The sequence below is a fragment of the Halomonas sp. MMH1-48 genome, from assembly GCF_022348105.1.
Lineage (GTDB): Bacteria > Pseudomonadota > Gammaproteobacteria > Pseudomonadales > Halomonadaceae > Vreelandella > Vreelandella piezotolerans.
In genome coordinates this window covers 1-24390 of record NZ_JAKRFL010000004.1, presented here as the reverse complement: position 1 = coordinate 24390, position 24390 = coordinate 1, and the positions used below count along the sequence as shown (strand labels likewise).

The 24390-nt window shown below is 58.6% G+C and carries 27 protein-coding genes; 12 read left to right on the top strand and 15 right to left on the bottom strand.

The features are described 5' to 3' along the window. Positions 1-102 precede the first annotated feature (102 nt). Entirely contained in the window at positions 103-984 is an 882-nt protein-coding gene (locus tag MHM37_RS05180; RefSeq protein ID WP_139526123.1) for an SDR family oxidoreductase, read from the top strand. A gap of 91 nt (positions 985-1075) precedes the next feature. Here MHM37_RS05180 and MHM37_RS05175 read toward each other — a convergent pair whose 3' ends face one another. From MHM37_RS05175 to gmk, 4 genes are all read right to left on the bottom strand, one after another. Then, positions 1076-1465 carry a RidA family protein gene (locus MHM37_RS05175; protein ID WP_139526124.1) on the bottom strand — a complete coding sequence of 130 codons (390 nt, stop codon included), beginning with the start codon at positions 1463-1465 and terminating at the stop codon, positions 1076-1078. A gap of 93 nt (positions 1466-1558) precedes the next feature. Further along, positions 1559-3691, bottom strand: a complete 2133-nt coding sequence (locus MHM37_RS05170) for a RelA/SpoT family protein (protein ID WP_139526125.1) — start codon at positions 3689-3691, stop codon at positions 1559-1561. 26 nt (positions 3692-3717) lie between these two features. Next, a complete protein-coding gene (rpoZ, locus tag MHM37_RS05165) occupies positions 3718-3978 on the bottom strand; it encodes a DNA-directed RNA polymerase subunit omega (RefSeq protein WP_139526126.1) in 261 nt (86 codons plus the stop codon). Positions 3979-4066: 88 nt separating this feature from the next. Beyond that, positions 4067-4699 (bottom strand): guanylate kinase, encoded by a 633-nt coding sequence (gmk, locus tag MHM37_RS05160; protein ID WP_153843578.1) that lies wholly within the window; start codon positions 4697-4699, stop codon positions 4067-4069. Positions 4700-4834: 135 nt separating this feature from the next. Here gmk and MHM37_RS05155 point away from each other — a divergent pair, with 135 nt between their 5' ends. Then, a complete protein-coding gene (locus tag MHM37_RS05155; protein WP_239285758.1) occupies positions 4835-5530 on the top strand; it encodes an extensin family protein in 696 nt (231 codons plus the stop codon). 9 nt (positions 5531-5539) lie between these two features. Here the strand turns inward: MHM37_RS05155 and MHM37_RS05150 are convergent, their stop codons facing one another. Together MHM37_RS05150 and MHM37_RS05145 are read right to left on the bottom strand one after the other, a co-directional pair. Continuing rightward, entirely contained in the window at positions 5540-5788 is a 249-nt protein-coding gene (locus MHM37_RS05150; protein WP_139526129.1) for a hypothetical protein, read from the bottom strand. Between the two features lie 93 nt (positions 5789-5881). Then, complete coding sequence (locus MHM37_RS05145) at positions 5882-7093, bottom strand: MFS transporter (RefSeq protein WP_239296343.1); 1212 nt, start codon at positions 7091-7093, stop codon at positions 5882-5884. A 207-nt stretch (positions 7094-7300) separates the two neighbouring features. Here MHM37_RS05145 and MHM37_RS05140 point away from each other — a divergent pair, with 207 nt between their 5' ends. Further along, complete coding sequence (locus tag MHM37_RS05140) at positions 7301-7912, top strand: DNA-3-methyladenine glycosylase 2 family protein (protein WP_239296344.1); 612 nt, start codon at positions 7301-7303, stop codon at positions 7910-7912. 9 nt (positions 7913-7921) lie between these two features. On the opposite strand, the gene MHM37_RS05135 is transcribed toward MHM37_RS05140, so the two are convergent. The 6 genes from MHM37_RS05135 to MHM37_RS05110 form a co-directional block, all read right to left on the bottom strand. Further along, the gene (locus MHM37_RS05135; protein ID WP_139526132.1) at positions 7922-8965 is read right to left on the bottom strand and encodes an XdhC family protein; all 1044 of its coding nucleotides are present in this window, start codon (positions 8963-8965) and stop codon (positions 7922-7924) included. Between the two features lie 2 nt (positions 8966-8967). Then, positions 8968-11301 carry a molybdopterin cofactor-binding domain-containing protein gene (locus MHM37_RS05130; RefSeq protein WP_239296345.1) on the bottom strand — a complete coding sequence of 778 codons (2334 nt, stop codon included), beginning with the start codon at positions 11299-11301 and terminating at the stop codon, positions 8968-8970. Next, on the bottom strand, positions 11298-11759 hold the full coding sequence (locus MHM37_RS05125) for a (2Fe-2S)-binding protein (protein ID WP_139526134.1): 462 nt from the start codon (positions 11757-11759) through the stop codon (positions 11298-11300). Before MHM37_RS05125 ends, MHM37_RS05130 begins: the two co-directional genes overlap by 4 nt. Positions 11760-11977: 218 nt before the next feature. Continuing rightward, positions 11978-12853, bottom strand: coding sequence for a pirin family protein (locus MHM37_RS05120; RefSeq protein ID WP_239296346.1), 876 nt, complete (start codon positions 12851-12853; stop codon positions 11978-11980). A 98-nt stretch (positions 12854-12951) separates the two neighbouring features. Then, positions 12952-13527, bottom strand: coding sequence for a histidine phosphatase family protein (locus tag MHM37_RS05115; protein WP_139526136.1), 576 nt, complete (start codon positions 13525-13527; stop codon positions 12952-12954). A gap of 39 nt (positions 13528-13566) precedes the next feature. Beyond that, positions 13567-14607, bottom strand: coding sequence for a zinc-dependent alcohol dehydrogenase family protein (locus tag MHM37_RS05110; RefSeq protein ID WP_239296347.1), 1041 nt, complete (start codon positions 14605-14607; stop codon positions 13567-13569). 147 nt (positions 14608-14754) lie between these two features. On the opposite strand from MHM37_RS05110, the gene MHM37_RS05105 reads away from it, so the two are divergent. Both MHM37_RS05105 and MHM37_RS05100 read left to right on the top strand, forming a co-directional pair. Next, positions 14755-15234, top strand: a complete 480-nt coding sequence (locus tag MHM37_RS05105) for an Lrp/AsnC family transcriptional regulator (RefSeq protein ID WP_239296348.1) — start codon at positions 14755-14757, stop codon at positions 15232-15234. A 129-nt stretch (positions 15235-15363) separates the two neighbouring features. Then, a complete protein-coding gene (locus tag MHM37_RS05100; protein ID WP_139526139.1) occupies positions 15364-15663 on the top strand; it encodes a helix-turn-helix transcriptional regulator in 300 nt (99 codons plus the stop codon). 53 nt (positions 15664-15716) lie between these two features. Here the strand turns inward: MHM37_RS05100 and MHM37_RS05095 are convergent, their stop codons facing one another. From MHM37_RS05095 to umuD, 3 genes are all read right to left on the bottom strand, one after another. Then, entirely contained in the window at positions 15717-16451 is a 735-nt protein-coding gene (locus MHM37_RS05095) for a DUF3883 domain-containing protein (RefSeq protein ID WP_218013967.1), read from the bottom strand. Positions 16452-17101: 650 nt separating this feature from the next. After that, a complete protein-coding gene (locus MHM37_RS05090; protein WP_153843586.1) occupies positions 17102-18406 on the bottom strand; it encodes a Y-family DNA polymerase in 1305 nt (434 codons plus the stop codon). Beyond that, positions 18403-18852 carry a translesion error-prone DNA polymerase V autoproteolytic subunit gene (umuD, locus tag MHM37_RS05085; protein ID WP_153843587.1) on the bottom strand — a complete coding sequence of 150 codons (450 nt, stop codon included), beginning with the start codon at positions 18850-18852 and terminating at the stop codon, positions 18403-18405. The genes MHM37_RS05090 and umuD overlap by 4 nt, the downstream gene beginning before the upstream one ends. Positions 18853-19007: 155 nt before the next feature. Between umuD and MHM37_RS05080 the strand changes: the two genes are divergently transcribed. The 7 genes from MHM37_RS05080 (at position 19008) to MHM37_RS05050 (ending at position 24284) form a co-directional block, all read left to right on the top strand. Next, a complete protein-coding gene (locus MHM37_RS05080) occupies positions 19008-19346 on the top strand; it encodes a hypothetical protein (protein WP_153843588.1) in 339 nt (112 codons plus the stop codon). 98 nt (positions 19347-19444) lie between these two features. Beyond that, on the top strand, positions 19445-20413 hold the full coding sequence (locus MHM37_RS05075; RefSeq protein ID WP_239296349.1) for a DUF932 domain-containing protein: 969 nt from the start codon (positions 19445-19447) through the stop codon (positions 20411-20413). Positions 20414-20519: 106 nt separating this feature from the next. Further along, on the top strand, positions 20520-20690 hold the full coding sequence (locus MHM37_RS05070; protein ID WP_153843590.1) for a hypothetical protein: 171 nt from the start codon (positions 20520-20522) through the stop codon (positions 20688-20690). 29 nt (positions 20691-20719) lie between these two features. Then, positions 20720-21469: an ERF family protein gene (locus MHM37_RS05065; protein WP_239286578.1), complete on the top strand. Its 750-nt coding sequence runs from the start codon at positions 20720-20722 to the stop codon at positions 21467-21469. A gap of 38 nt (positions 21470-21507) precedes the next feature. After that, positions 21508-22119 carry a lambda exonuclease family protein gene (locus MHM37_RS05060; protein WP_153843592.1) on the top strand — a complete coding sequence of 204 codons (612 nt, stop codon included), beginning with the start codon at positions 21508-21510 and terminating at the stop codon, positions 22117-22119. 90 nt (positions 22120-22209) lie between these two features. Then, positions 22210-22707, top strand: coding sequence for a DNA repair protein RadC (gene radC / locus MHM37_RS05055; protein WP_153843593.1), 498 nt, complete (start codon positions 22210-22212; stop codon positions 22705-22707). A 566-nt stretch (positions 22708-23273) separates the two neighbouring features. After that, complete coding sequence (locus tag MHM37_RS05050; RefSeq protein ID WP_239296350.1) at positions 23274-24284, top strand: IS481 family transposase; 1011 nt, start codon at positions 23274-23276, stop codon at positions 24282-24284. The last annotated feature ends 106 nt before the right edge of the window (positions 24285-24390 follow it).

The following is a 24390-nucleotide window of genomic DNA, read 5'->3' as shown; positions in this document are numbered from 1 at the left end:
TGTTAGCGAGACGGAAAAGGACAGACAAGCCCTATTGAAGATGGCACATCTCATAGGGACTTTGTATCTGATAGGGAATATTTATCAAGAGGGGTGAGCAAGGTGAAACTAACGGTACTGATTATCGGCTGTGGAGACATCGGCGTCACGCTTGGACAAGAGCTGCTAAACGATGGGCATCGCGTGATAGGTGTGCGCCGCCAAGCCAACGCATTAGAGCATACCGGCATCGAGCCGCTATCCCTCGATCTCAACGACCTGGAAGGAGCCGACGCCAGCGCCCTGCCCCAAGCCGACTACGTGATTTACACCGTCAGTGCAGACCGCTTCGAAGAGAGTGCTTACCAAAGCGCCTATCCAGACGGTCTCAAGCGTGTGCTCAGCGTACTGGAGCAGCACGACACACCGCCACGGCGCATCTTCTTCGTCTCCTCTACCAGTGTCTATGGTCAGCAAGAGGGCGAGGTGGTCAACGAGGAGAGCCCCACGGAATCCACTAGTTTCTCCGGCACCCTGATGTGCGAGGCCGAACAGGCGCTGCTCAATCACCCGCTGCCCGGCACCGTGGTGCGCTTCTCCGGTATTTATGGCCCAGGGCGTGATCGTTTGATTCACCAAGTGGCCGAAGGCCGACTGGCCGCCGTCACGCCGGTGATCTACTCCAACCGCATCCATCGGGACGACTGCACCGGCATTCTGGCGCACCTGATCCGCTGCCAGGAGAGCGGCACACCGCTGGCCGACCTTTATCTCGGTAGCGACTGCGAACCGGTGACCATGCACAACGTGATGGCGTGGTTGGCCAAACAGTTGAAGGTGGAGTCCACCGACACCATGCAGTCGCCGCTGCGCCGTCGTGCCAGCAAGCGTTGCGACAACCGCCGTATTCTCGAAACTGGCTACACCTTCCGCTATCCGACCTACAAAGAGGGCTATGCCCAGGTGTTGAAAGAGGGCGGTTTTTTAGAGTTGCAAAAAGCCTAGCGCTCCAGCCGCGAGTCGATTGGAACGCTAGAAAACGCAAAGAGCGAGCCTCATAGGCTCGCTCTTTTTGTATGCGTCGGTGTCACGCCGTTTAGTCGCCGATCACCATCACGGCTTCGGCTTCTACTTGGCTGCCTTTGGGCAGCGCCTTCACGCCGACCGCCGCACGCGCCGGGAACGGCGTGGAAAAGAACTCTTCCATCACCTTGTTGACGATCGCAAAGTTGTCCAGATCGACCAAATAGAGGTTGAGCTTGACGATATCGCCCAGCGACCCAGCGGCTTCTTCACACACGGCCTGCAGGTTGGTAAAGACCTGACGCGCCTGAGCTTCGAAATCGTCCGAGACGATTTCCATGGTGTCTGGGTCGAGCGGAATCTGGCCCGACAGATACACCGTGTTGCCTGCTTTGATGGCCTGGGAATAAGGGCCGATGGCGGCAGGGGCCTTTTCTGTGTTGATAACCGCTTTGTTGCTCATGGGGTGTCCTTCTCCTGTAAAAATGAAACGTTGCTTATTATCGCCATGGCTGACGCCGCCAGCTTGAAACGCCAGCCGTCGACGCATGGGTGTTTAGTTAGCGGTACGGGTAATTTTGCCAACGTTGGGCAGGTTACGGATGCGTTTAATGATGCGGGCGAGGTGGACACGCCCTTTGACCGACAGCGTGAGATTGACGGTGGAGAGGCGCGCGTCGCGCTCTTCGATACCAATGCGCTCGATATTGGCATCGGCATCGGTCACCAGTCCCGCCAGCTCGGCCACTAAGCCACGGCGGCTTTCGATTTCGATACGCAGTGCCACCGGGAAGTCTTCGTCGATGTGTTCCGACCACTCCAGCGCAAACAGCTTTTCGGGATCGTTTTTACGCTCGGCGAGATTTTTACACTCGCTGCGGTGTACCACCAGCCCTTTACCGACCGAGAGATGTCCTACCACCGGGTCGCCGGGCAAGGGGTGGCAACAACGGGCAAAGTTGATCACCATGCCTTCGCTGCCGCTGATGACCACGGCCTTGTCGTTGCTGTCAGACAGTGTCTTATCGAAGCTGTCGCCATGGGCGACATCCACCAAGCGACGCGCGACCACGTGCGCCATGCGGTTGCCTAACCCCAACGACTCGAGCAAGGCATCCAGCGACGGTGCGTCCAGCTGCTCGAGCGCCTGCTCGAAGATACTTTCGTCGAGCTCTTCCAGGCTCGTTTCGAACGGTGCCAGCGCCTTGTTGAGCAGTCGACGGCCCAGCATCACCGCCTCCGCCTGCTGCTGATGCTTCAACGCATGGCGAATGGCGGAGCGCGCCTTGGCCGTGGTGACGAAATTCAGCCACGCCAGATTGGGACGCGCGCCGGGGGCAGTAATGATCTCCAGCGTCTGGCCGCTTTCCAGCCGCGTGGAGAGCGGCGCGAGGTGACGGTCGATCCGGCAGGCGATGCAGTTATTGCCGATATCGGTGTGTACGCTGTAGGCGAAGTCGATCACCGTGGCGCCCTGGGGCAGCTCCATGATGTCGCCTTTCGGGGTGAACACGTAGATATCGTCGGGGAACAGGTCGTTCTTGACGTGCTCGATGAACTCCAGCGAATCCCCCGCGTGGCGCTGCATCTCCAAAAGCCCCTTCACCCAGGCGCGGGCGCGAGCGTGGCTACCTTCGGCAATCGGGTGCGCGGTCTGGCCGGCTTTATAGAGCCAGTGGGCAGCGATCCCGTTATTGGCCATGGCTTCCATCTCTCGGGTGCGGATCTGCACTTCGATGGGCATGCCCCGCTGGCCAAACAGCGTAGTGTGCAGGCTTTGATAGCCGTTCGCTTTGGGAATCGCAATGTAGTCTTTGAACCGCCCCGGCACCGGCTTATAAAGGTTGTGCACGACGCCTAGGATTCGATAGCAGCTCGCCACGTCTTCGGTGATGATCCGAAAACCGAAGACATCCATGATCTCGATGAAGGGCTTACGCTGATCGCGCATCTTCTTGTAGATCGAGAGCAGGTGCTTTTGGCGACCAATCACCGTGCCTTTCAGGCCTTCATCGTCGAGGCTCTGCTGCAGAGATGACTGAATTTCCCGCATGGCGCTGCGACGATTGCCCCGCGCACTGGCCACGGCGCGCTTGATACGCTCGGCGCGCATGGGGTGAATCGCCTGGAACGAGAGGTCTTCCAGCTCGACACGAATGGTATTGATACCCAACCGACCCGCAATACGCGCATAGATTTCCAGGGTTTCCCGGGCGATGCGGCGCTTTTTGTCAGGGCGTAACGCGCCCAAGGTGCGCATGTTGTGCAGTCGGTCGGCCAGCTTGACGATGATGACGCGAATATCCCGCGACATCGCCAGCACCATCTTCTGGAAGTTTTCCGCCTGAGCAACGGCTTTGTCTTCGAAGGTGATCTGGGTAAGCTTGGAAACACCGTCGACGAGCTCGGCTACCGGCTTGCCGAACTGGGCCGCCAGGGCTTTTTTGGACACGCCGGTGTCTTCGATCACGTCGTGCAGCATGGCGGCCATCAGGCTTTGATGGTCCATGTGCATGTTGGCGAGAATATTGGCGACCGCCAGCGGATGGGTGACGTAAGGTTCACCCGAGCGGCGGCGCTGGCCATCGTGGGCCTGCTCGGCGTAGTAGAAGGCGCGCTTGACCTGCTGGATCTCGTCCGGGGGTAAGTAGCCGCCGAGTCGATCGGCCAGGTCATCGATGGTGAACATGTACCGCGCCTCTAATCGCTGCCTGCTTAATCGTCGATTTGAGTGCTAGGCGTCATGGCGGGACGCGCGCGCACCGGCGCTTCGACCGGCTCGTCCAGAACGCTGTGATCCACCAGGCCTGCGGCGATTTCGCGCAGCGCCATGACGGTGGGCTTATCGTTTTCCCAGGGCAGTTGAGCATCGCGGGAGCCGCGGGCCAGCTGGCGAGCACGCTGGGTGGAAATCATCACCAGTTTGAAGCGGTTTTCTACATTTTCCAGACAATCTTCAACGGTTACGCGAGCCATGGGGCCTTCCTGTAATGACGACGCCGGGCCGGCGTTGTTGAACAACGTCGCCGACCCAGCGAAAAGAGTGGTGATAGGACCTGATAGATTACTCGACGCTAGGCGCCTGTGACAAGAGTGCATCGAGCAGCGGCGCGTGGCGTTCCTGCATGGTGGCGCGCGTCAAGCGGCGGCTGATCACCAGCGATTGGAGTTCCTGAAGCGCCGTGGTGAAGTCGTCGTTGATGACCAGGTAGTCGTACTCGTCGTAGTGGGACATCTCACTGACTGCATCGCGCATGCGTCGGGCAATCACCGCGTGTTCGTCGGTGCCACGGCTGGAGAGACGTCGCTCCAGCTCGCTACGCGATGGCGGTAGGATGAAGATCGACACGGCAGAAGGCATCTGCTCGCGTACCTGCTGCGCGCCCTGCCAATCGATCTCTAGGATGACGTCTTGCCCCGCGTCTAGCAAGGTTTGGACCGACTGACGCGAAGTGCCATAGTAATTGTCGAAGACCTTGGCATACTCGAAGAAGTCGCCGCGGTCGATCATCGCTTCGAAGTCAGGCACTTGGGTAAAGTGGTAATTGACGCCATTGACCTCACCTTCGCGTTTGGCACGCGTGGTATGCGACACCGACACCTGAATACCGTCCAGGCTTTCGATCAGCTCACGAACGAGGCTGGTTTTACCCGCGCCCGACGGGGCAGAAACAATAAACAGCGTACCCTGGGACATGAAGCGCTTCCCTAGTTAGTCAAAATGGTCGTTCGTCATCACGCAGGCTGGCCACTGCCGACGTCATAGGGTGCGCAGTATCGCACACCCATGGCAGGGACTGTAGCGTTTCCAAACAGCCGCAAGGAGGTCAGCATGCGCAGCACATTGTTCATTTTATGCTTGATTGCGCTGGGAGTGGCGCTGCAAAAAGGGATGATCGAGATTCCCCGGCACTGGGCTCCCTGGGCGCAGTTACACGTCGATGACCCTATCACGCCCATTACCCAACTGAAGCTCAAGCGCTTGAACGACGACCGCACCGCCTGCCTCGCAGCGCTCGACACCGTGCCCGAAGGCGAACTGCGCTACACGCCACTGGCCGATTACACCCCTACCGCCAGCTGCCCACTCAGCAATACCGTACGCATGCAACGCAGTAGCGTGCGCTTCAACCAGAGTTTCGTGGCCTCCTGCCCGCTAGCGCTGGCGTGGGTGATGTATGAACGCCATGCGTTGCAGCCTGCCGCACAGGCCATCATGGGTAGCCGGGTCGCCCAAGTGAACCATGTGGGTAGTTTTGCCTGCCGCAACGTATATGGCCGTGAGACGGGGCGACGTAGCGAGCACGCGACCGCCGAAGCGCTGGATGTGGTGGGGTTTCAGTTCGAGAACGGCCAGCGAATATCGCTCATTAGCGACTGGGACGATACGGGTAACGCGGGAGCGTTTTTGCGAGCCGCGCGGGATGGCGCGTGTGAGACGTTCGGCAATGTACTTGGTCCTGAGTACAACGCCGCGCATGCCGACCACTTTCATCTAGGCATGCGCGGTTTTAGCCTATGCCGCTAGGCAGGTGAGTTATTCGAGGTTGATATCCTCTTCATCGGTGGCTGCCCCCGTGGCGGCACCCACACCACCACCAATGACAGCCCCTTGTGTGACGCTACCACCGGTCACGGCAGCGGCCCCTGCACCAACCGCCGCCCCGACACCGGCACCGCTGGTTGCCCGCTCACCGGTCGTGGAACCACAGCCCGCCAGCCCGATGGTCAGTGCAGCAATGGCGCTCAACGTGACAAGACGCGAAGTATTCACTGAAGTATGCATAGGTCACCTCCTTATGGATTGCACCTTTACACCCTAGGAACGATACGCGCTTTTTGCCACTTTAAATGACATCAGCATTTATTTAGCCATACCTTATTTACAACCATGAGCAACCGTTGGTTGCGCTGACCCCGTGCGCTTCTCCAGCCAGCGCCCCCAAGCAAAAATCACCAGGCCACACAGCGCAAGCCCCGACCCGACCAGTCCCGTGCTCGACCAGCTAAACCCAGCGCTAATCGCCAAGCCCGCCAGCCACGCGCCCAGCGCATTGGCACCGTTGAATGCCGCGTGGTTCATGGAGGCCGCCATGGTTTGGGCATCTTCGGCCACGTCCATCAGCCGCGTTTGCAACGACGGGGCCAGCGCCATGCTGGTGCCCACCAACCCCACGAACAGCAGTCCCGACCACACCTGGTTGGCAGCAAAGTAGAACAGCCCCTGCACCACAGCGCACCACACCAAAATGGTAGGAATGGCCCGCATCAGGTTTTTATCCGCCATGCGCCCGCCCACCAAGTTACCGGCGATGGAGCCCAGGCCAAAGATGACCAACACCAAAGGTCCCAGCGCTTCGCTCATGCCCGCCTGCTGGGTCAGCGTCGGCATGACATAACTGAAGATCGAAAACATACCGCCGCAGCCGATACAGGCAATCGCAATGGTCACCAGCACGCGCTGTTTGACCAGTGCGGAAAGCTCTCGCAACGGGCTGGCGTGAGCATCGACAGGCTGCACAGGCACAAACAGGCGAATCAACAGCGCCGTGAGCAGCGCAATGCCGCCGACCGCCGCAAAGGCGATCTGCCAGCCCAACAGGTTACCCGCCCAGGTGCCCAACGGCGCACCGATTAGAATGGCCACCGTCAGCCCCATCATGACGCGGGCAATGGCCCGCGCCCGTTGATCGACCGGCACCGCGCCGGCGGCCACTAGCGCCGCCACACCAAAATACGCCCCATGGGGCAACCCTGCTAAAAAGCGCAGCCCGACGAACGACCAAAATCCCGGGGCCATAGCGCTGGCAATGTTGCCCAAAGCAAATACCAACATCAGTGCGATCAGCAGGGCTCGTTTAGGCACCCGCGCGGCCAGTGTCGAGATTAGCGGCGCCCCCACCACGACCCCCAGCGCATAACTGCTGATGGAGTAGCCTACTTGCGGCACGCTCACGGCTAGGTCTTCCGCCACGCGGTTCATCAACCCCATGATGACGAATTCGCTGGTGCCGATGCCGAACCCGCCCAGCGCCAGCACGAACTCCGCCCATCGCGGATGCCGCGCCAGCTCCGTTGATGATGCTTGCATACCTCTCTCCCCAGGCGCTGTGTAAAGCGCCTGTTCACTGAAACGATCCTGGTTAACCGCAAATGATGGCAGGATTAGACGAAAGTATAAATATACGACGCTAAAAAAGTTAGCATGCAAAGGGCAAGGCATTCTGCACTTTCGCGTCATCATCAAAGTAGCAACTGCTAGGATGTTACGATGCTCTATTGATCAAGAGAGGTGGCCATGACTCCCTGTGCCCTCGAGCGCGCCATGCAGGCCTTGACCAGCGCCGATCCCGACATTGCCCGCGCTTACCCCTTGGTCGGCGCGCCCAACCCGCGCCAGCGCGACCCGGGGTTTGCCACCTTCTTTTCGACCATCGTCAGCCAGCAGATCTCCACCGAGGCCGCTCGGGCGATCATGGGCCGGGTGAATACGCTGCTGCCCGAACTGCATGCCAAGGCGGTGATGGACGTAGAAGGCCAAGCACTGCGCGATGCAGGGCTATCGTGGCGTAAGATCGAGTACGCCAAAGGACTGGCAGAGGCGGAGCTTGCGGGTACGTTTAGCGCCGATGGTTTGGCGCATCTCAGCGATGACGAGGCCATTGCCGCGATTACCCAACTGCGTGGGTTTGGCCGCTGGAGCGCGGAGATCTACCTGATGTTCTCGCTCCAGCGCCCCGACATTTTCCCCGCCGACGATCTTGCGTTACGTGTCGCGCTGGGCCGGTTGAAGGGCCTGGAAGAGAAACCTACGCCGAAGCAGGCCCGACAGTTGGTAGCGCACTGGTCGCCCTGGCGCAGCGTAGGGTCGCTGTTTTTATGGCACTACTACCGCGGCGAGCCGGTGTAGAAGCAGCGCTTATCGACTTGGCCCTGCGCGTATGGCGTCATCGTCAGCGCCCTCCTCGTAGCCTTGGCTATCCACCGAGACGCGCCCTCGTCGCACGCGAAGAACGTCCGCCATGATCGCCAGGGCGATTTCCGCCGGGGTTTTGCTGCCCAAATCGAGGCCGATGGGCATGTGGATACGCTCGATCTCTGCCTCGCTCAGCCCGCCGGTTCGGCGCAGGCGCGCGGCCCTGGCTCGGGAGGTTTGTCGAGAGCCCATGACGCCAATGTAGCTCGCCGGGGTTTTGACCGCTTCCATCATGGCCAGGTCGTCGATTCGCGGATCGTGGGTCACGGCCACCACGGCGGTCGACGACGTACACATCCCCGGCAGGGCAATGTACTGGGACGGCAATTGGGGAACGAACGTCATCCCCTCGGGCCACTCGACACTGGCCGTGACCTCCTCCCGCGGATCGCATAGCACGACCTGATACCCCAACCGCAGGGCGAAGTGCGCGCACGCTTCGGCCACCGAGGAGTATCCGGCGAGAATGAGTTTGGCCACAGGCCCCACGCGCAGGAGCACGCTCTCCCCATGCGCCTCGTAGCACACACGCGGCCCGCCAGCGCTCGCGGGCGCCAGCGACGCGGCGCCATCGGCCAGGCTGACGCGTCGCAGCAACTCCTGCTCACCGGCCAGCGCCGCGCTGAGCTGTTCGAAATGCTGAACGTTCGCCGACGCCGCCTCGCGTCGCTCGACCAGCACATCGAGTATGCCGCCACAGGGCAGGCGCACCTGGGGATGGCCATCCCCACTCCCGGGGGCGCCATAGCGCACGATCACGGCGGGCATCGTGTACTCACCGGCCATCACCCGTGCGAGGAAATCCTCCTCGACACACCCGCCGGAGAGCGACCCCACGTGGTCACCGCTGGCGTTGGCCACCATGATGGAGCCCGGCTCCCGTGGGGACGAGCCAAAGGTCGACAGGACCGTGCAGTACCAAACCGTGTCGCCGCCCCTGGCCCACTCAAGGGCCTGCGCGACAACTTGGGCATCCAGACTCTGCATGCTCAAGTACTCAGCTGGTCAGCAACGGGCAATTGCCGGATACGCTTGCCCGTCGCCGCATAGATCGCGTTGCACAAGGCAGGAGCGACCGGCGGCAAGCCGGGCTCGCCGACGCCTCCCATGGCATCACCGGGATTGTCGATGAGATGCACCCTCACGACCTTGGGCGCATCCTGCATGCGGGGTATGAGGTACTTGTCGAAATTGCTCTGCTGGGCGACCCCGTCTTCAAAGGTCACTTCGCTCTTCAGCGCAATACCGATTCCCATCACGCACGCTCCTTCGAGCTGCGAGCGGATCCGCTCGGGGTTCGCCTGCGGGCCGCAATCGAAGGCGATGTCCGCCTGATGGATGATCACGCCGCCCTCGCTGTCGACTTCCACATCGAAGACGATCGCGGTATACGACACGAAGCTATGGTGAAACGCCAGCCCCAATCCACGCCCCTCGGGCATCTCGCGGCCCCAGCCCGCTTGCTCGGTGGCGCGCTCGATGACCCGGCGCAGGCGCGCGGTATCGATGGGATACAGGTCAGGGTTTTCACCGTAATTCCAGCCGTCCCCCAGGGTCAGGTTATCGGTTTTGCGGTCGGGGCCGAGCAACGCCAGCGCGTACTCTTTGTGGTCGCGGCCAGCGGCCACGGCCATTTCATGGGCAAAGCTCTGGATCGCCCAGGCGTGAGGCAGGTTGTAGACGGCGCGAAACCAGCCGATGCGCACATGGGCGGGGGCAGGCGGGTTTTCCAGGCGCACCGAGGGAATGTCGAACGGCATCGTATTCAGGCCCATCCCCAGCTCGAACGCTTGCTTATGCTCAGGGTCCGGGGCAAACAGCGAGGCAATGCTGGGCGACAGGGTGCGGTGGAGCCAGCCCGTGGCGTTACCGTCGGCGTCGAGACTCGCCTCCAGATGGTCCACGGAGACCGCGTGAAAAAAGGCGTGCTGCACGTCGTCTTCACGGGTCCACTGCAGTTTGACCGGCCGGCCCTCGAACGCCTGGGCCACCCAGGCCGCTTCGCTCACGAAGTCCGGCTTGGACTTACGCCCAAAGCCACCACCCAGCAGCGTTTGATGGACGGTCACGTTCTCTAGCTCAAGCCCCAACACACTGGCCACCCCCTCGCGGGCGGCTCTGGGGTGCTGAACCGGCGCCCACGCTTCGGCTTTGCCGTCTTGGACACGCACGATGGCTACCGGGGGTTCCATGGGGGCCTGCGCCATGTGCGGCATATAGTACGTCGCCGCGACGCGCCGGTGGGCGCTACTCAGCGCGGCGTCCACATCGCCGGACTGACGAACCACCTTACCCGGCGACTGCGCCGCCTGCTCCAGCGCTTGCCGGTAAGCTTCTGAACGATAGTCGGCGTTATCGCCCGCGGCGCCGGTATCCCACTCGATGTTCAGCGCCTTGCGCCCCTCGATGGCCGCCCAGGTATTCGAGGCGATCACCGCAATGCCGCCCAGCGGATTGAATGCCGCGGGCTGTGTCGCCGTGTCGATGCGCATCGTTCGTTGAACACCGGGCACCTTGAGCGTTTCGCTGTCGTCGACGCTTTGGATGGTCGCCCCGTACACCGGTGGGCGAGCCACCACGGCGTAGAGCATGTCGTCCAGCGCCACGTCGGCGCCGAAGATCGCTTTACCGCTGACAATATCCTCGCCATCCGATGCCTTGGGCGACGACGACGTCAACTCACCGTTGACCCAGCCGCTCTCCTTGCCGACGAAGCGCAGCTCACTATCGGACTTCAACACCAGATCATTTCTGCTCGGCACGTCCAATTCACGCGCCGCCTCGGCGAGCTCGCCAAAGCCCAGCTCCCGCCCGGTGGCCGGATGGGTCATCTTGTGCAAGTCGGCGTGGACTTCCCAGACCGGCACTTCCCACCGCTGGGCAGCGGCCTGCTGTAGCATGAGTCGTGCCGCAGCCGCAGCGCGGCGAATCGGATCGTACCAGTGGCGCATGCTGCGGGAACCGTCGGTATTTTGGTTACCGTACTTCTCTTGGTCGGCGGGTGCTTGCTGCACGCGCACCTGCTCCCACTGCGCGCCCAGCTCATCGGCCGCCACCATCGCGAGACTGGTGCGAATCCCCTGGCCCATCTCGGCACGATTGTTGATGAACGTCACCAGGCCATCGGTATCGATCTGGATGAACACGTTGGGATCGTCCACCCAGCCACCCGGCATGGCGCCCGCCCCAAACTGCGCCTGTTGATTGGCCATGCTCATGTCCCAGCGAGCCGCCAGCAGCAGCGCCGACATACCGGCGATGCCTTTCAACACGCCCCGACGGCTGACGTTGGCCAGCAGCAATGCATTGCGAGAATCGCTCATGAGTTGGCCTCCTCACCGGCGGCGCGCTCCACCGCCGCCAAAATGCGGTTGTAGGTGCCACAGCGACACAGGTTGCCTGACATGGCGTCGATGATCTCCTGGGATTGCGGCGTCGGGTTGTGCTTGAGCAACCCCGTCGCGTTCATGATCTGGCCACCCTGGCAGTAGCCGCACTGGGCGACCCCTAGGTCCAGCCACGCCTGCTGCACTTTTTGGCCAACGGGGTCGTCCGCCATGGCTTCGATGGTGGTGACTTCACCGGTGACGGCAGAGACCGGCATCACGCAGGAGCGCGTCGCCACCCCATCGATATGCACGGTGCACGCACCGCACTGGGCAATGCCACAGCCAAATTTGGTGCCCTTCATACCCACGACATCGCGAATCGCCCAAAGTAGGGGCATCGTGTCGGGGATATCGAGTGAATGCGACTGCCCATTGATGGTCAGGTTGATCATTGGTCTCTCCCAGTCCCGGTTATTGTCATTCGTTCACGGCGTTGCAAAGTCACTATCTTGAGTCTAGCCAGCGAACAAAAATTAACCATTTCGCGCCATGATAGGGAACGAAGAACGGCGAGATTCCGACGAATCATCAAATAAATCGGACGAATAGGCATGAAAACGGCGCGCGACGCTGGGTCCGCGCACCGCTCATTCTGCCGCCATGCGGCGTCTTACGCGTCCAGCCCGCCAAATTGGCCGTTCTGGTAATCCTCCACCGCCTGGACGATCTCGTCGCGGGTGGTCATCACGAAGGGGCCGTGGGAGTAGACCGGCTCATCGATCGCGTCGCCATGGCCAAACAGCAGGCGCGCGTCGCTGGCGGCCTCGATGGTGAGGTGGTCACCGTCGCGGTCGACTTCGATCAAATGGTGCGCTTTGACAGGCTCGCCACCCACCGTCACGTCGCCACTCACCACGTATAGAAACACCTGCCGCCCAGGGGCGACGGGAAGCTGCTCACGCGTACCCGCAGGCAGGGCGAGTGTGGACATGAATACGCCGGTCAGCGACTCGATAGGGCCTGACTGCCCTTGCCACTCCCCGGCGATCAGGTTGAGCGTACCGCCGCCTGCCAGCGGAACGGCGGGAATGCCGTCTTCTTGAAGGCCCACATAGCGCGGCGCGCTCATCTTCAGCCGTGACGGCAGATTGACCCACAGCTGCAGGATTTCCAGCGGCCCGCCCTCGCGCAGAAACTCCTCCGGCGAAATTTCCGCATGCACGATACCGCTGCCTGCCGTCATCCACTGCACGCCGCCTGCGTGAATCACGCTCTGGTGCTTGGCGCTATCCGCGTGGGCCAGCGAGCCTTCCAAAATGAAGGTGACCGTCTCGAACCCGCGGTGCGGATGCGGCCCGAACGGCAGCCCCTGGTTATTGGGCGGGTACACCTGGGGGCCGTGGTGGTTCAAAAACAGAAACGGATCGAGCTGATCCAGCCCCGGCCCCGGCAGCGGCCGACGGGTGACCAAATCGCCGATGTCGTCCCGACGAGCCGCATGCTGAGCGACCACGCGGCGAACGGATGGGGTATTGGCTGATGACATAACGTCCTCCTTATCGATACGCCCAGCGTAAAACCTCAGTTGATGGATGAGGAGCGAATAATTTACCCCGGTTCATTGAAGGAAATGCACAGAAACCGCTAGCGGCTGGGAACGTTCAGCCGCCCCACCACCGTAAAACCCTCCTCTTGGGGGCGCACGACCACCATTTCTCCAGAGCTGACGCCGCCGCCGGTCAGCGCCGTGATATTCACCTGATGCGTGACCAGCAACAGATTCCCCGGCCCCTGCCACCCCGCCATACGTTCACGAGCCGCTTGGGTAATGGCCACCTGATCCCCACGCCCGCGAAAGAACGAATTCAGCCACGGCGCAGACATGACAGGCCCCACCGCCATCAGCTCAGCGGTGTCCAGCGCTCGGCACCACTGGGAGCTGTACACTGCATCGATCGCCACGCCCTGCTCCCGTAACGCCTGCCCCGCTGCCACGGCATGGGCGCGACCTTCGCTGGAGAGGTTGCGCTGGGTCTCGCACGCCTCCAATACGAACCCCGGCGGGTCGCCAATGCCGGGCGCCAGCGAATGGCGCATGAGAATGACCAAACCGCCCTCTTGGAGGGCTTGCCAGGTGGCGGTGTTGGCCTGAGCAGTGAGGGGTACAAGGCAAATCAGGCCCGAGAGCATGTACAGGATAAGAATGCGGAGCGGGGACATTGGCAAACCCTCTGATGAGAACGAACTCCCCCTCTTTTATCAAAATTTCGTGACGACGGTGACTCCCACGCCTTCGAACTTATCCATATCGATCAACGCCTGCACCGACTCCTCCAACGTAATGCGGCGGCCAATCAGCCGTTCGGGTGCCAGTTTGCCCGACTGGATCATCGCCAGCATGGCACCGTAGCGATGCGCCTGCATGCCGTGGCTGCCCAGAATTTCCAGCTCGTTGGCAATCACCTTGCTCATGGGGATGGCAGGCGTGCTGTAATCTGCCAGCATCAACCCTACCTGGACATGCTTGCCGCGCTTGCGCAAATTGCTAATAGAGTTGAAGCAGGTGGTGGGGTGGCCCAGCGCATCCAGCGAGACGTGCGCGCCCCCTTGGGTGATCTCGACCACCGCTTCCACCACGTCGGCCACTTGATTGGCATTCACCGTAGCCACCGCCCCTAGCTGGCGCGCCAGGGCCAGCGCCTGCTCGGAAATATCCACCGCCACCACGTTGGCACCGGCTGCGCTGGCGATCATGATCGCCGACAGCCCCACGCCACCACAGCCGTGCACGGCCACCCACTGCCCGGCGGACACGCGGCCCTGGTCTATCACCGCACGAAAAGAGGTCACGAACCGGCAGCCCAGGCTGGCGGCGGTATCGAACGTCAGGGTGTCCGGCAGGGCGACCAGGTTTACGTCGGCGTAGTGAATGCTCACATTCTCGGCAAACGAGCCCCAGTGGGTAAAGCCCGGCTGAAACTGGTGATCGCACACCTGATGGTGACCCGCGTTGCACTCCGGGCAGGTGCCACAGCCGCCCACGAACGGCACGGTCACCCGATCCCCGACCCGCCACTTCGTCACGTCTTTGCCTACCGCTTCCACCACGCCGGACAGCTCATGGCCCGGCACATGGGGAAGCTGGATATCCGGGTCGTGGCCCATCCAACCGTGCCAATCGCTGCGGCATACGCCGTTGGCCATGACTTTGACCACGACGCCGTGGGGCTCGGGAGTCGGATCCGGCACCTGCTGAATAGTGGGCGGGGTAGAGAACTGCTCGAATACGACGGCTTTCATGGGCCACTCCTCAATATCTAGGCGGATGATTCGCTAAAGTGACTATAGCGAGCCTGACCTGAAATGAGCTTTCCATATCATGGACAACACTAACCAATGTGAAGCATTCTTTCTTTTTATAATGTGTATAAGAAAGGGACTTGCAATATGAGCTCACTGGATAAAAAAGACGCCAAATTAGCAGAATTACTTCAGTCAGACGGAAGGATGCCCAATGCGCGACTGGCTGAACAGCTGCATCTGAGCGAAGCCACCTGCTGGCGACGGCACAAACGCCTGGAAGAACTGGGGGTAATCGAAGGCTACCAAGCCATCTTCAATCGACGCAAAGTCGGTGCCAGCGTTCTGGCCTTTGTGCAAATTACCTGCAACCAACACAGCGAAGCCGCGACGGCGGAGTTCGAGCGCATCATCCAATCAAGCTCTCGGGTGCTAAGCTGCCACAACACCACCGGCGAGGCCGACTTCCTGCTACAGGTAGTCGCCAAAGACCTGGACGACTACAGCCACTTCGTCGAAACGGTGCTGCGCCAGCTGCCTGGGGTATCGAGCATCCGCTCCAACCTCTCGCTGAGGGAAATGAAAGCGACCAGTCATTTGCCGGTTGAGGAGTTGTTGGGGCTGTGAGCGAGGCAATGGAGAAGAGCGCTGAAAGAAGGTGTATTCAGCAGCCATAAGATGGATATAACCATGTCCATAAATGGCTAAAATAGCCTAAAATGGATATAGTAGTATCCAGATAAAGAAAGTGAGCTTATGCCCCGTGTTCTGTTGTTAGACGATACCGATGTTCAGCAGGCCTTTGCTGCCCACCTACGCAGGTTGCGTGAGCAGGCCAAGCTATCCCGTGCGGCGCTGGCGCAGCGCAGCAACGTGCCCGCCCCCACCATCAAGAAATTCGAAACGACCGGCCAGATATCCTTTCGCCAACTGCTGTTGCTCTGGCAAAGCCTGGATGACCTGGCACGGCTCTATGCGCTGACCCAACCCAATACCCTCGCCGCTAAACAGCCCTCCTCCATCGAAGAGGTGCTCAAAGAGGGTCTAGAAGTTTGAGCAGCGGTTGAACGTCAACGAACTAAGCTGATCGCGTTACTCAACCATCTGGCTCAACGCACTCCCGCGCGGTAGCTATCGGGCTCCAGCCAGAGCTGTTCGTGGAGATCGCCTTTCAGGAAAAATAGTTTCGGGCCCTTACGGAAGTTGAACAGGCGGAACAAATGATAGTGTTCAGAATGGGTGCGCGAACAGTTTAGCTCGTTAGGTGTGATGAAAAACGCGCACTCCTTGGCAAACGCGGTTGTTTTGACTTCGATCAGCCGGTCACGGCCGTCAGGCTCGAAGGAGCGGATATCGAACCCTAATCCATCGCCCTCAGTCACCGCGACGTGCTCTACCCGCTCAGCCAGCTTATCCAGCCCTGCTTGGAGCAGCCGATGCTGCTCAAACCGCATCACTAGGTGCTCACCTGCAAGCCCTAGCTCACGATTGCGGGTTTCCCGAGCCAGGTAGTCGCGTTTTTGCGGCGGGCGGACCGAATAATCAGCATGAAATTCGCGAACGCCTTGTTGCGGTGGTGTCGTTCTAGGAGGTTCGACAATGATACGTTCATCGACGATGCCAACGGTATCCACCACTGGGAGATCAGCAGCCAAACGTGCTGCTCGATCAACGAGCTCGTTGCCTAGCAACAGCTCCTCGACAACGTCAACTAGGCTTTGTTGATAGTTACTACGAGGCTTGTAGCCATCGACATAGGGGCAGTTAGCATCGCGCAACACTGCACTGATATTACAGTGCTTGAACTCAATGGCACCGGCCGAGCGGCCATCAAGCTGTGCCATCAGTGTTCGGTTAAGTGCACGCTTGTTATAACTTTGCCCGCTCAGTTCCGCTACTAACATCTGCCGGTAGGTAGCAACGGTTGCCTCTACCTCCCTTGCACTCCAAGCTATCGCTCGACTCATGTTCATCACTCAATATTCTGAATCTTAATATTGATTTATAAAAAAATATCTTAAAAATCAATTAAATATTACAAAAAAACATAAAAAAAATAATTTCACTACCCAATATACTACCCATTTGGTCTAGAGAAGCTCCCTCCAAGGTCATAGCTGTAGGGCCCTATGTGATTGCCTGCCAGCTTGGCAAATAACCCGGGGCCCTCGGCCTGCCATTTCCTCATCCCCGTGATCGGCGATTGATGATGTAGCACTTTCCACAAGGCAGGGTGACTGATCAGCTAACAGTATCGCTTGTCGCGTATGCTCCAGATTTTCTGCCTAAAGTTAGCGACGAGTCGTCAGCACGTCGCTAATACGGCTGTTGAGGTACTCCACCATGCAATTCATTTGCAACCTAACAGACTTGATCAGTCGGTGATTGATGCAGTGGGCTAGACTCTCCTGATCGCAGGGGCTCTCATCTTAACGAATCTAAAGATAGACTCAAAAGAAATATCATAGCATGGATCTGAGAGCTTCCCTGATGGCTAAGGTGTTCTTAATTTTTTGAATCCAGTCCTTGCTATTAGCAGCTCGCCCCACTGAGTGGTGTAACGCGGCGTTCGTCGCTCGCTTCGCAGTGACCATGCGTTGTTAGAGCGCGCCAAGCCAATTTGCACAGCACCTCTGCCTAGCTCACGGTTAAGCATGTCCATAGTGTTCATCAGTCGTTCGCTACGTTTGTCTTCTTCATCAGTCTGAAGGGTTTCAGTGAGGGTGAGCTGTCGGTTAGCTTTAGGCGATAGATCAAGCAGCATGAGACCCACTTTGTGAAAGGCGTACCCTTTTCGCCAGAGACGACGCAAACCCTGTACCGCAGCGGCGATGATCTCACGACTATCATCAGTGGGCCGATCCAGAGAAATGACCATTCGTTGACGATATTGGGGTAAATCTGTCCGAAACGAGTTTGTGCGGATAAACACCATGACGGCGCTGGTGACGCTTTGCTGCTTACGAAGTTTTTCGCCCGCCCTGGCAGCATGATGCCGTAGCGCCTCCCTTAACTGATGGGGATCGTTGGTAAGCCGCCCAAACGAACGAGACACCATGATCTGTTGTTTAGGCTGGCTCATGTCATCTAGCTGAATGGAGGGTTGCCCCCGCAACTCCCAGACAATGCGCTCCTGCACCACACTAAATTGCCGACGGATATGTTTCGGGTCTGCCTCTCGCAGGTCCCAGGCAGTCTCAATGCCCATGACGCGTAATCGCTCGCTGGTGCGGCGTGCAATGCCCCATAGTTCGGTGACAGGCAACTGCTTCAACAACGCTTTAGTAGGCGCGCCTTCTGCAAGCAACGTGCATACACCTTGGTCTCTATATGCAGGGTGTTTTTTAGCGGCATGATTGGCGACCTTGGCCAACACCCGAGTCGGCGCAAAACCCACTGACACAGGTATACCTGTCCACTGCTTCACCGTATCCCGCAGAGCTTGGCCTCGTTGCTCCAGGGTGTCTACCTCAAATCCCTGAAACCCGACAAAGCTTTCGTCGATGGAGTACACCTCTACATGGGGTGAAAACTCCCCCAGCACCTCAGTTACCCGTTGGGACATGTCACCATACAACGCATAGTTGCTGGATAGCAGGACGGCTTGGCGGCGCACTTCCGGCGTTAACAGGTGCATGGCAGCCCCCATTTCAACGCCCAGCGCTTTTAATTCGTTAGAGCGTGCGACGACGCAACCATCGTTATTGGATAGTACCCCTACGGGACGACCTTCCAGTGACGGGTTGAAGACCCGCTCGCAAGAGACATAGAAATTGTTGCAGTCGATCAGGGCCATCATTGCAGCGTTGCCCCTGGAAAGCTGTGAAGCACATGAGTCACTACGCCCCAGACGTGCGCCTCACGACCATCTAAGGGAATGGGCGGGTAAGCAGGATTACTTGCCCGGAGATAGGTTCGCTGCCCTACTCGCTCAAGGCGCTTTACTGTGAGCTCGCCGTCCACGCAGATCACGATAATACGCCCTGGCAAGGCCTCAAGACTGCGATCCACCACCAGCAAATCCCCATGATGAATTCCATCACCAATCATGGAATCTCCTTCAGAACGTACGAAATACGTTGCAGCAGGCCGTTTCACTACATAACGGTGAAGATCTAGATCGGTATCCAAATGGTCATCTGCAGGCGAGGGAAAGCCTGCGCGCACGGCACAGGAATAGAGCGGCAAGGGCTGCGATACCGTAAAAGCGTCCGCTTGTCCCAGCAATGTTACCGGCAAAGTCATGGGCACCTCCATTAAAAAGCTGTATATAAAAACAGTATCTTTAAAGTACTCACTGAACGCAATACCTCATCGGCGTATCCCACCCAATTTCAGATCTATATCACTCCTGTGCATCTACCCCGTGGAATCGTTTTCCTCTGCATAGGAGCTTCAATATGCCCCCACTTTGTAAGCGTTGTGCATCAACGCGCATGCTGAACCTGGAGACTGCCCAACGTGTGAGCGTAGTAGGCAGCACCTTGATCGGCGGTGCTATTGGCGCATGGCGCGCGACGGCCATCACCGGCCCACTGCCATTGGCGTTGACTCGCTTTCCATTGGCAAAACTGCCTGCCGCCATGATGGGTGCCGTGGCCGGAGGTCAAACCGGCTCACGCATGGCCACCTCGCTGTTTGAACAGTGGCTGCCAGTTGGCAGCGGGACACCGTGGTTATGCTTGTCTTGCGGCTGCACCTACCGCGACGCCTACCCGCCTTTAGCACCTAACGCTTAACCTATCGTTGTTCGCCCTGTGTGGGGCGAATGATCCGCTTATTCACTTTCTCGCGCTGGCCTTTGGTCAGCGCTTTTTTTATGTCTGGAGAATGACTCATGGCACATCTCGTTGAACACATGGCTTACGTTGGCGATACCCCTTGGCATGGCCTGGGGCAACAGCTGTCTCGTCATCAACCGTTAGAGGTCTGGCAGCAACAGGCCGGTATGAACTGGCATATCGAAGAAGCGCCGGTGCGCTTTATCGCCGAAGGAGCTAGCCACCTGGGCAGCATTCACTCATTCCCTGAGCAAAAGGTGCTCTACCGCTCAGATACCAAAGCACCGCTGTCGGTGGTGTCGCAGCGCTATAAGGTGGTGCAGCCCGAGGAGATTTTAGAGTTTTACCGTGACCTGACCGAGTACGCCGGGTATGAGCTAGAAACCGCTGGCGTGCTCAAAGGCGGTCGTAAGTTCTGGGCGCTAGCCCGTAGCGGCTTAAGCACGTCACTCAAAGGTCAGGATGAGGTCAATGACTATTTGCTGTTGGCCACTTCCTGCGATGGCACCCTTGCCACCATGGCCACGCCGACCACGGTGCGGGTGGTGTGCAACAACACGTTGCAAATTGCCGTCGATGGTACGTCACAAGCGGTGAAGGTGCCTCACCGTTCAGAGTTTGATCCGCGTGCCGTGAAGCGTCAGCTTGGCATTTCGGTGTCGCAGTGGAATGACTTCATGTATCGCATGAAAGCCCTAGCCGAGCGGAAAATTGATCACCGTGAAGCCCAACACTACTTCCAGGCGGTGATGTGCGGCGTGGAGACGCCGTTAGACGATCCTTCCAAACTGCCCAACTACCGAGCGCTCAACAAGGTACAGAAGCTCTACCAGGGCGAAGGGCGTGGTGCTCACTTGGTGACCGCAAAGGACACGGCCTGGGGCTTGCTCAATGCCGTGACTGAATACGTTTACCATGAAAAGCGCGCTCGCAGTAACGATACCCGTATGGACTCTGCCTGGTTCGGCCAAGGCGCACAGATGAAGCAGGAGGCGCTCAACACGGCGCTGGCACTGATCAGCTAACCATTAACGCGTGATCACCACGTTACCTTCTGATTTACCTCTCTACCTTCACCCCATAAACGCCCAGCCCTTAACCGGCTGGGCATTTTTTTGTTTGGAGGCCTATATGGCAACGCTACACCACGATCTCGACGTGGCCCTTACCCAGCTCACGGAGCGCCTGCTGACCCAAGACCAAACCCAAGCCACCACCTACGTCATGGCGAAAGGCCAGTTTTACCGCGCGGAGCTTAGGCTCGTGCCGGTCTCCCCCGACCAGTTGCCCAGCGATATCTAACCCCCATACCGTTTTTAAGGAGAGCCGTCATGGCGAACAAGACAAACATGGTCACTCAAGAGGCATCATCTCTCCAGGCGGTGCCGCCTACCTCTTCTTCATCGACCACTGACAGTACCGCCATTATCCAAGTGATCGAGCGCGCGGCGCTTAACCCTGACGTCGATATCGACAAAATGGAGCGCCTGCTGCAAATGCAGGAACGGGTAATGGATCGTCAAGCCATGATGGCCTACAGCGCTGCTATGGCAGGGATGCAGACAGAGTTGCCCAGCATTGAAGAGCGTGGCCAAACCAACAACGGTTGCTATGCCACGCTGGAAGACATTGTCGATACCGTACGGCCCATCCTACAAAAGCACGGCTTCGCAGTGAGCTTCCGTATTCAGACACAGGAACGCGGCATTCAAGTGACGGGCGTGCTGATGCACAAGGACGGTCACCGTGAAGAGACCAGCATGCTATTACCTGCGGACATGAGCGGTAACAAAAACGCGGTCCAAGCCTTTGGATCGTCCACCAGCTACGGCAAGCGCTACGTACTGTGCGCCTTGCTCAACATCACCACTCGCGGGCAAGACGATAACGGTCAGACCAGCACACGTGCAGCCGTGAAGAGGGTTACAGCTTTTCAAGCGGGGCAGATTCAGCGTTTGATCAGCCAATGCCCAGCCACAACCCAAGAGTGGTTCAGCGGCAAATACGGCACTGCAGTTCAGGTGCCTCAGGCAGATTTCGACAAGCTCCGTGCATCCCTCACCAAGCGAGCCGTGAAATAGCGGCGCAGCCTGCTCACTCACCGCCTACAGGAGGCGTTATGAAGATACTCACCATGCCACAAGGCTCTCCTGAGTGGCTGGCGGCGCGTCTTGGGCGCGTCACCATGTCAGAACTCAAGGCACTGCTGGTGAACGGCAAAGGCCCCGGTGGGTTGGGTACCGGAGCCATTACCTACATGCACCAGTTGATCGGCGAGCGTATGACCGGCGAGCTGGCCGAGCCGTTTCAAGGCAATGCCCACACCAAGCGGGGCCAGGAGCTAGAGAGCGTCGCCCGCTCGCTGTATCGCGATATGACCGGCGCACCGAAGCCTAAAGAAGTGGGCCTGATCCTTAACCACAACGTAGGCTACTCACCGGATAGCTTGATTGGGACAAACGGCCTGCTGGAGATCAAAACCAAGCTGCCCAAGTTTCAGATCGAGGTACTGCTCAGTGGGGAAATACCCGACGAACACGTGCCCCAATGCCAGGGAGGGCTCTGGGTCAGTGAACGGGAATGGATCGATTTTGTGAGCTACTGGCCGGGTATGCCGCTGTTTGTGAAACGTGCCTACCGAGACGAGGCTCTGATCCGCACGATTGCCGAGCGGGTTGAGGTCTTTCATGAAGAGATGGAGCGACGCATCAGCCAAGTGATGGCAGCGTGACTTACCCACTGAATCACAACACTTACTCACTACTAACGACATAGATGCCGGGGTCACCACCCCGACATCTTTATTTTTTTGGAGGTCATTATGCCCCATAGCAAGCTCAAAGCCGGTGAAGTGGCGGGCACCTACTTAGTCACGTCACCTGTCACGGAAACTGACATCATCGCCATGGCCAAGCGGTTCGCACGCCGCAAGCTCGCCAAAGGCCGCAAGATTACTCAGCCTTCGCAGGCATTTGAGCACCTGCAGCTGTTGCTGCAGGACTATGAGTACGAAGTCTTCAGCGTGTTGTTTCTCGACAGCCAACACCGTGTTATCCGCTTTGAAGAGCTGTTTCGCGGAACCATTGATTCAGCCAGCGTGTACCCACGAGAGGTACTAAAGGCGGCACTCGCCTACAACGCCGCCGCAGTCATCCTCGTTCATAACCACCCCAGCGGTGATCCTGAGCCTAGCGATGCGGATCGGCGTATCACTGAGCGCCTGAAGGAAGCCTTGGAGCTAATGGATATCAAGGTGATTGATCACGTAGTGGTGGCGAGCGAAGGGTGCCAGTCATTTGCGGAGTTGGGGTATTTGTAGTGATACGGGAGGTAAAGCAAGAGCTGCCCAATGTGGTAGCTCTCAAAAAAGCTTCTTTTTTTGGCTGAAACAGATGCTATTGGTATCAAGGCTCTTGAGTATAAAGTGCGTTAATTGTTTAACGATGTATGACAGTCATGAAGCCCCTAGCACTCTAGAGAGCACTAGGGGCTAGTCCGTTAAAGGGCCTTCACTAACTCGCCATAATCTCCGTCCACGCGCAAGACAATGGTCACATCGTTGTCATTGCGGTTACGGAAGAACCAGCCATGATTGCCAGGAGGAACAGAGCGAGAAACCTGAATATTTTGGCGATCATGATTTAGTAACTGGCCGGTTGCTTGCTAGCTTATGCCCATGCAGTTTGGGTAGTAGGGCAATGGTTATTTCCTTCTTGTTAAATTAAGTATTTGTTTTTATTTGTTTTTATTTTTTCTATCTATATTCAAATCCAGGATATTGAGTAGTACCTATGTGTAGGGTCCCTGATGATCAAATGAGCTATAGGAGTTATCCTCTGCTGGCAGCCAGAGAGCTTCTACAGCAATTCATTCGGGAGCAGGTTCATGGACATCAAGCTGCATAAGCAGGCAACCACGACACCGAAGATCCGGGCCGAGATCCAGGCGGCCCCCTCCAGCACCACGGATAGCGAGCTGGCCCGCCAGTATGGCGTCTCCCCGGCGACCATACGGCGCTGGCGGTACCGTGACGATGTCCATGACCGGCCGCACACACGCCACAACCTGTTGGCCACCCTCACGCCCGAGCAAGAGGAGGTGCTGATCGCCGCTCGCGAATTCCTTCGCCTCGGCCTGGATGATCTGCTCGTCGTGGCGCGTGAGTTTCTCAATCCTGGCTTGTCACGTTCTGGTCTGCATCGCATGCTCAAGCGGCGCGAGGTGCCGACGCTGGCAGAGCTGGCTCGACGGGATGCGGGCGATGATGAGAAGCCCCGGCACAAGCCCTTCAAAGACTATGAACCGGGCTACGTGCATATCGACATCAAGCACCTGCCCCAGATGCCCGACGAGGAGCAAAAACGCTACCTGTACGTCGCCATTGATCGCGCCACGCGCTGGGTCCATCTGGAGGTGAGACGTAGCCAGTCCGCGAAGGATGCGCGGGCGTTCATGAAGCGGGTGGCGGAAAAGGCTCCCTTCAAGGTCCAGACGGTACTGACCGACAACGGCAAGTCATTCACCGATCGCTTCACGCGGGCAGGTGAGCGCAAGCCCAGCGGGAACCACCCGTTTGACCAAGAGTGCCAGGCCCAGGATATCGAGCACCGACTGATCAAGCCGGGAAGGCCGCAGACAAACGGTATGGTGGAGCGCTTCAACGGTCGTATCAGCGATGTACTGGCGACTCGGCGCTATACCTCAGGCGAGGATCTGGAGCAGACGCTCAAACGCTACACTTGGCTGTACAATCACCACATCCCCCAGAAGGCGCTGCATCATCAATCGCCGACTGCGGCGATGAAGGAGTGGCAAGCCAAGCGACCTGAGTTATTTACTAAACGAGTGGTCAATCACACGGGACCCGACACCTATGCTAGCCCGGATTTCTCATAGCACCTCAGCAAGTATCTTACCCAAGACGTAATGCTACTAAAAACCTATTGGCACGGTTTAAACTGCCTACTTTTTAACCACTTCCCGTCGTTCAGACACACTTCCC

Excerpts from the sequence above, each read along its gene's own strand:
- MHM37_RS05170 (WP_139526125.1), bottom strand. The coding sequence starts at position 3,691 with ATGTTCACCATCGATGACCTGGCCGATCGACTCGGCGGCTACTTACCC.
- radC (WP_153843593.1), top strand. The coding sequence starts at position 22,210 with ATGCCCCATAGCAAGCTCAAAGCCGGTGAAGTGGCGGGCACCTACTTA.
- MHM37_RS05150 (WP_139526129.1), bottom strand. The coding sequence starts at position 5,788 with ATGCATACTTCAGTGAATACTTCGCGTCTTGTCACGTTGAGCGCCATT.
- MHM37_RS05050 (WP_239296350.1), top strand. The coding sequence starts at position 23,274 with ATGGACATCAAGCTGCATAAGCAGGCAACCACGACACCGAAGATCCGG.
- MHM37_RS05145 (WP_239296343.1), bottom strand. The coding sequence starts at position 7,093 with ATGCAAGCATCATCAACGGAGCTGGCGCGGCATCCGCGATGGGCGGAG.
- MHM37_RS05070 (WP_153843590.1), top strand. The coding sequence starts at position 20,520 with ATGGCAACGCTACACCACGATCTCGACGTGGCCCTTACCCAGCTCACG.
- MHM37_RS05095 (WP_218013967.1), bottom strand. The coding sequence starts at position 16,451 with ATGGCACAGCTTGATGGCCGCTCGGCCGGTGCCATTGAGTTCAAGCAC.
- rpoZ (WP_139526126.1), bottom strand. The coding sequence starts at position 3,978 with ATGGCTCGCGTAACCGTTGAAGATTGTCTGGAAAATGTAGAAAACCGC.
- MHM37_RS05135 (WP_139526132.1), bottom strand. The coding sequence starts at position 8,965 with ATGCAGAGTCTGGATGCCCAAGTTGTCGCGCAGGCCCTTGAGTGGGCC.
- MHM37_RS05065 (WP_239286578.1), top strand. The coding sequence starts at position 20,720 with ATGGCGAACAAGACAAACATGGTCACTCAAGAGGCATCATCTCTCCAG.
- MHM37_RS05075 (WP_239296349.1), top strand. The coding sequence starts at position 19,445 with ATGGCACATCTCGTTGAACACATGGCTTACGTTGGCGATACCCCTTGG.
- MHM37_RS05125 (WP_139526134.1), bottom strand. The coding sequence starts at position 11,759 with ATGATCAACCTGACCATCAATGGGCAGTCGCATTCACTCGATATCCCC.
- MHM37_RS05090 (WP_153843586.1), bottom strand. The coding sequence starts at position 18,406 with ATGATGGCCCTGATCGACTGCAACAATTTCTATGTCTCTTGCGAGCGG.
- MHM37_RS05130 (WP_239296345.1), bottom strand. The coding sequence starts at position 11,301 with ATGAGCGATTCTCGCAATGCATTGCTGCTGGCCAACGTCAGCCGTCGG.
- MHM37_RS05105 (WP_239296348.1), top strand. The coding sequence starts at position 14,755 with ATGAGCTCACTGGATAAAAAAGACGCCAAATTAGCAGAATTACTTCAG.
- gmk (WP_153843578.1), bottom strand. The coding sequence starts at position 4,699 with ATGTCCCAGGGTACGCTGTTTATTGTTTCTGCCCCGTCGGGCGCGGGT.
- MHM37_RS05115 (WP_139526136.1), bottom strand. The coding sequence starts at position 13,527 with ATGTCCCCGCTCCGCATTCTTATCCTGTACATGCTCTCGGGCCTGATT.
- MHM37_RS05060 (WP_153843592.1), top strand. The coding sequence starts at position 21,508 with ATGAAGATACTCACCATGCCACAAGGCTCTCCTGAGTGGCTGGCGGCG.
- umuD (WP_153843587.1), bottom strand. The coding sequence starts at position 18,852 with ATGACTTTGCCGGTAACATTGCTGGGACAAGCGGACGCTTTTACGGTA.
- MHM37_RS05080 (WP_153843588.1), top strand. The coding sequence starts at position 19,008 with ATGCCCCCACTTTGTAAGCGTTGTGCATCAACGCGCATGCTGAACCTG.
- MHM37_RS05140 (WP_239296344.1), top strand. The coding sequence starts at position 7,301 with ATGACTCCCTGTGCCCTCGAGCGCGCCATGCAGGCCTTGACCAGCGCC.
- MHM37_RS05100 (WP_139526139.1), top strand. The coding sequence starts at position 15,364 with ATGCCCCGTGTTCTGTTGTTAGACGATACCGATGTTCAGCAGGCCTTT.
- MHM37_RS05110 (WP_239296347.1), bottom strand. The coding sequence starts at position 14,607 with ATGAAAGCCGTCGTATTCGAGCAGTTCTCTACCCCGCCCACTATTCAG.
- MHM37_RS05175 (WP_139526124.1), bottom strand. The coding sequence starts at position 1,465 with ATGAGCAACAAAGCGGTTATCAACACAGAAAAGGCCCCTGCCGCCATC.
- MHM37_RS05120 (WP_239296346.1), bottom strand. The coding sequence starts at position 12,853 with ATGTCATCAGCCAATACCCCATCCGTTCGCCGCGTGGTCGCTCAGCAT.
- MHM37_RS05155 (WP_239285758.1), top strand. The coding sequence starts at position 4,835 with ATGCGCAGCACATTGTTCATTTTATGCTTGATTGCGCTGGGAGTGGCG.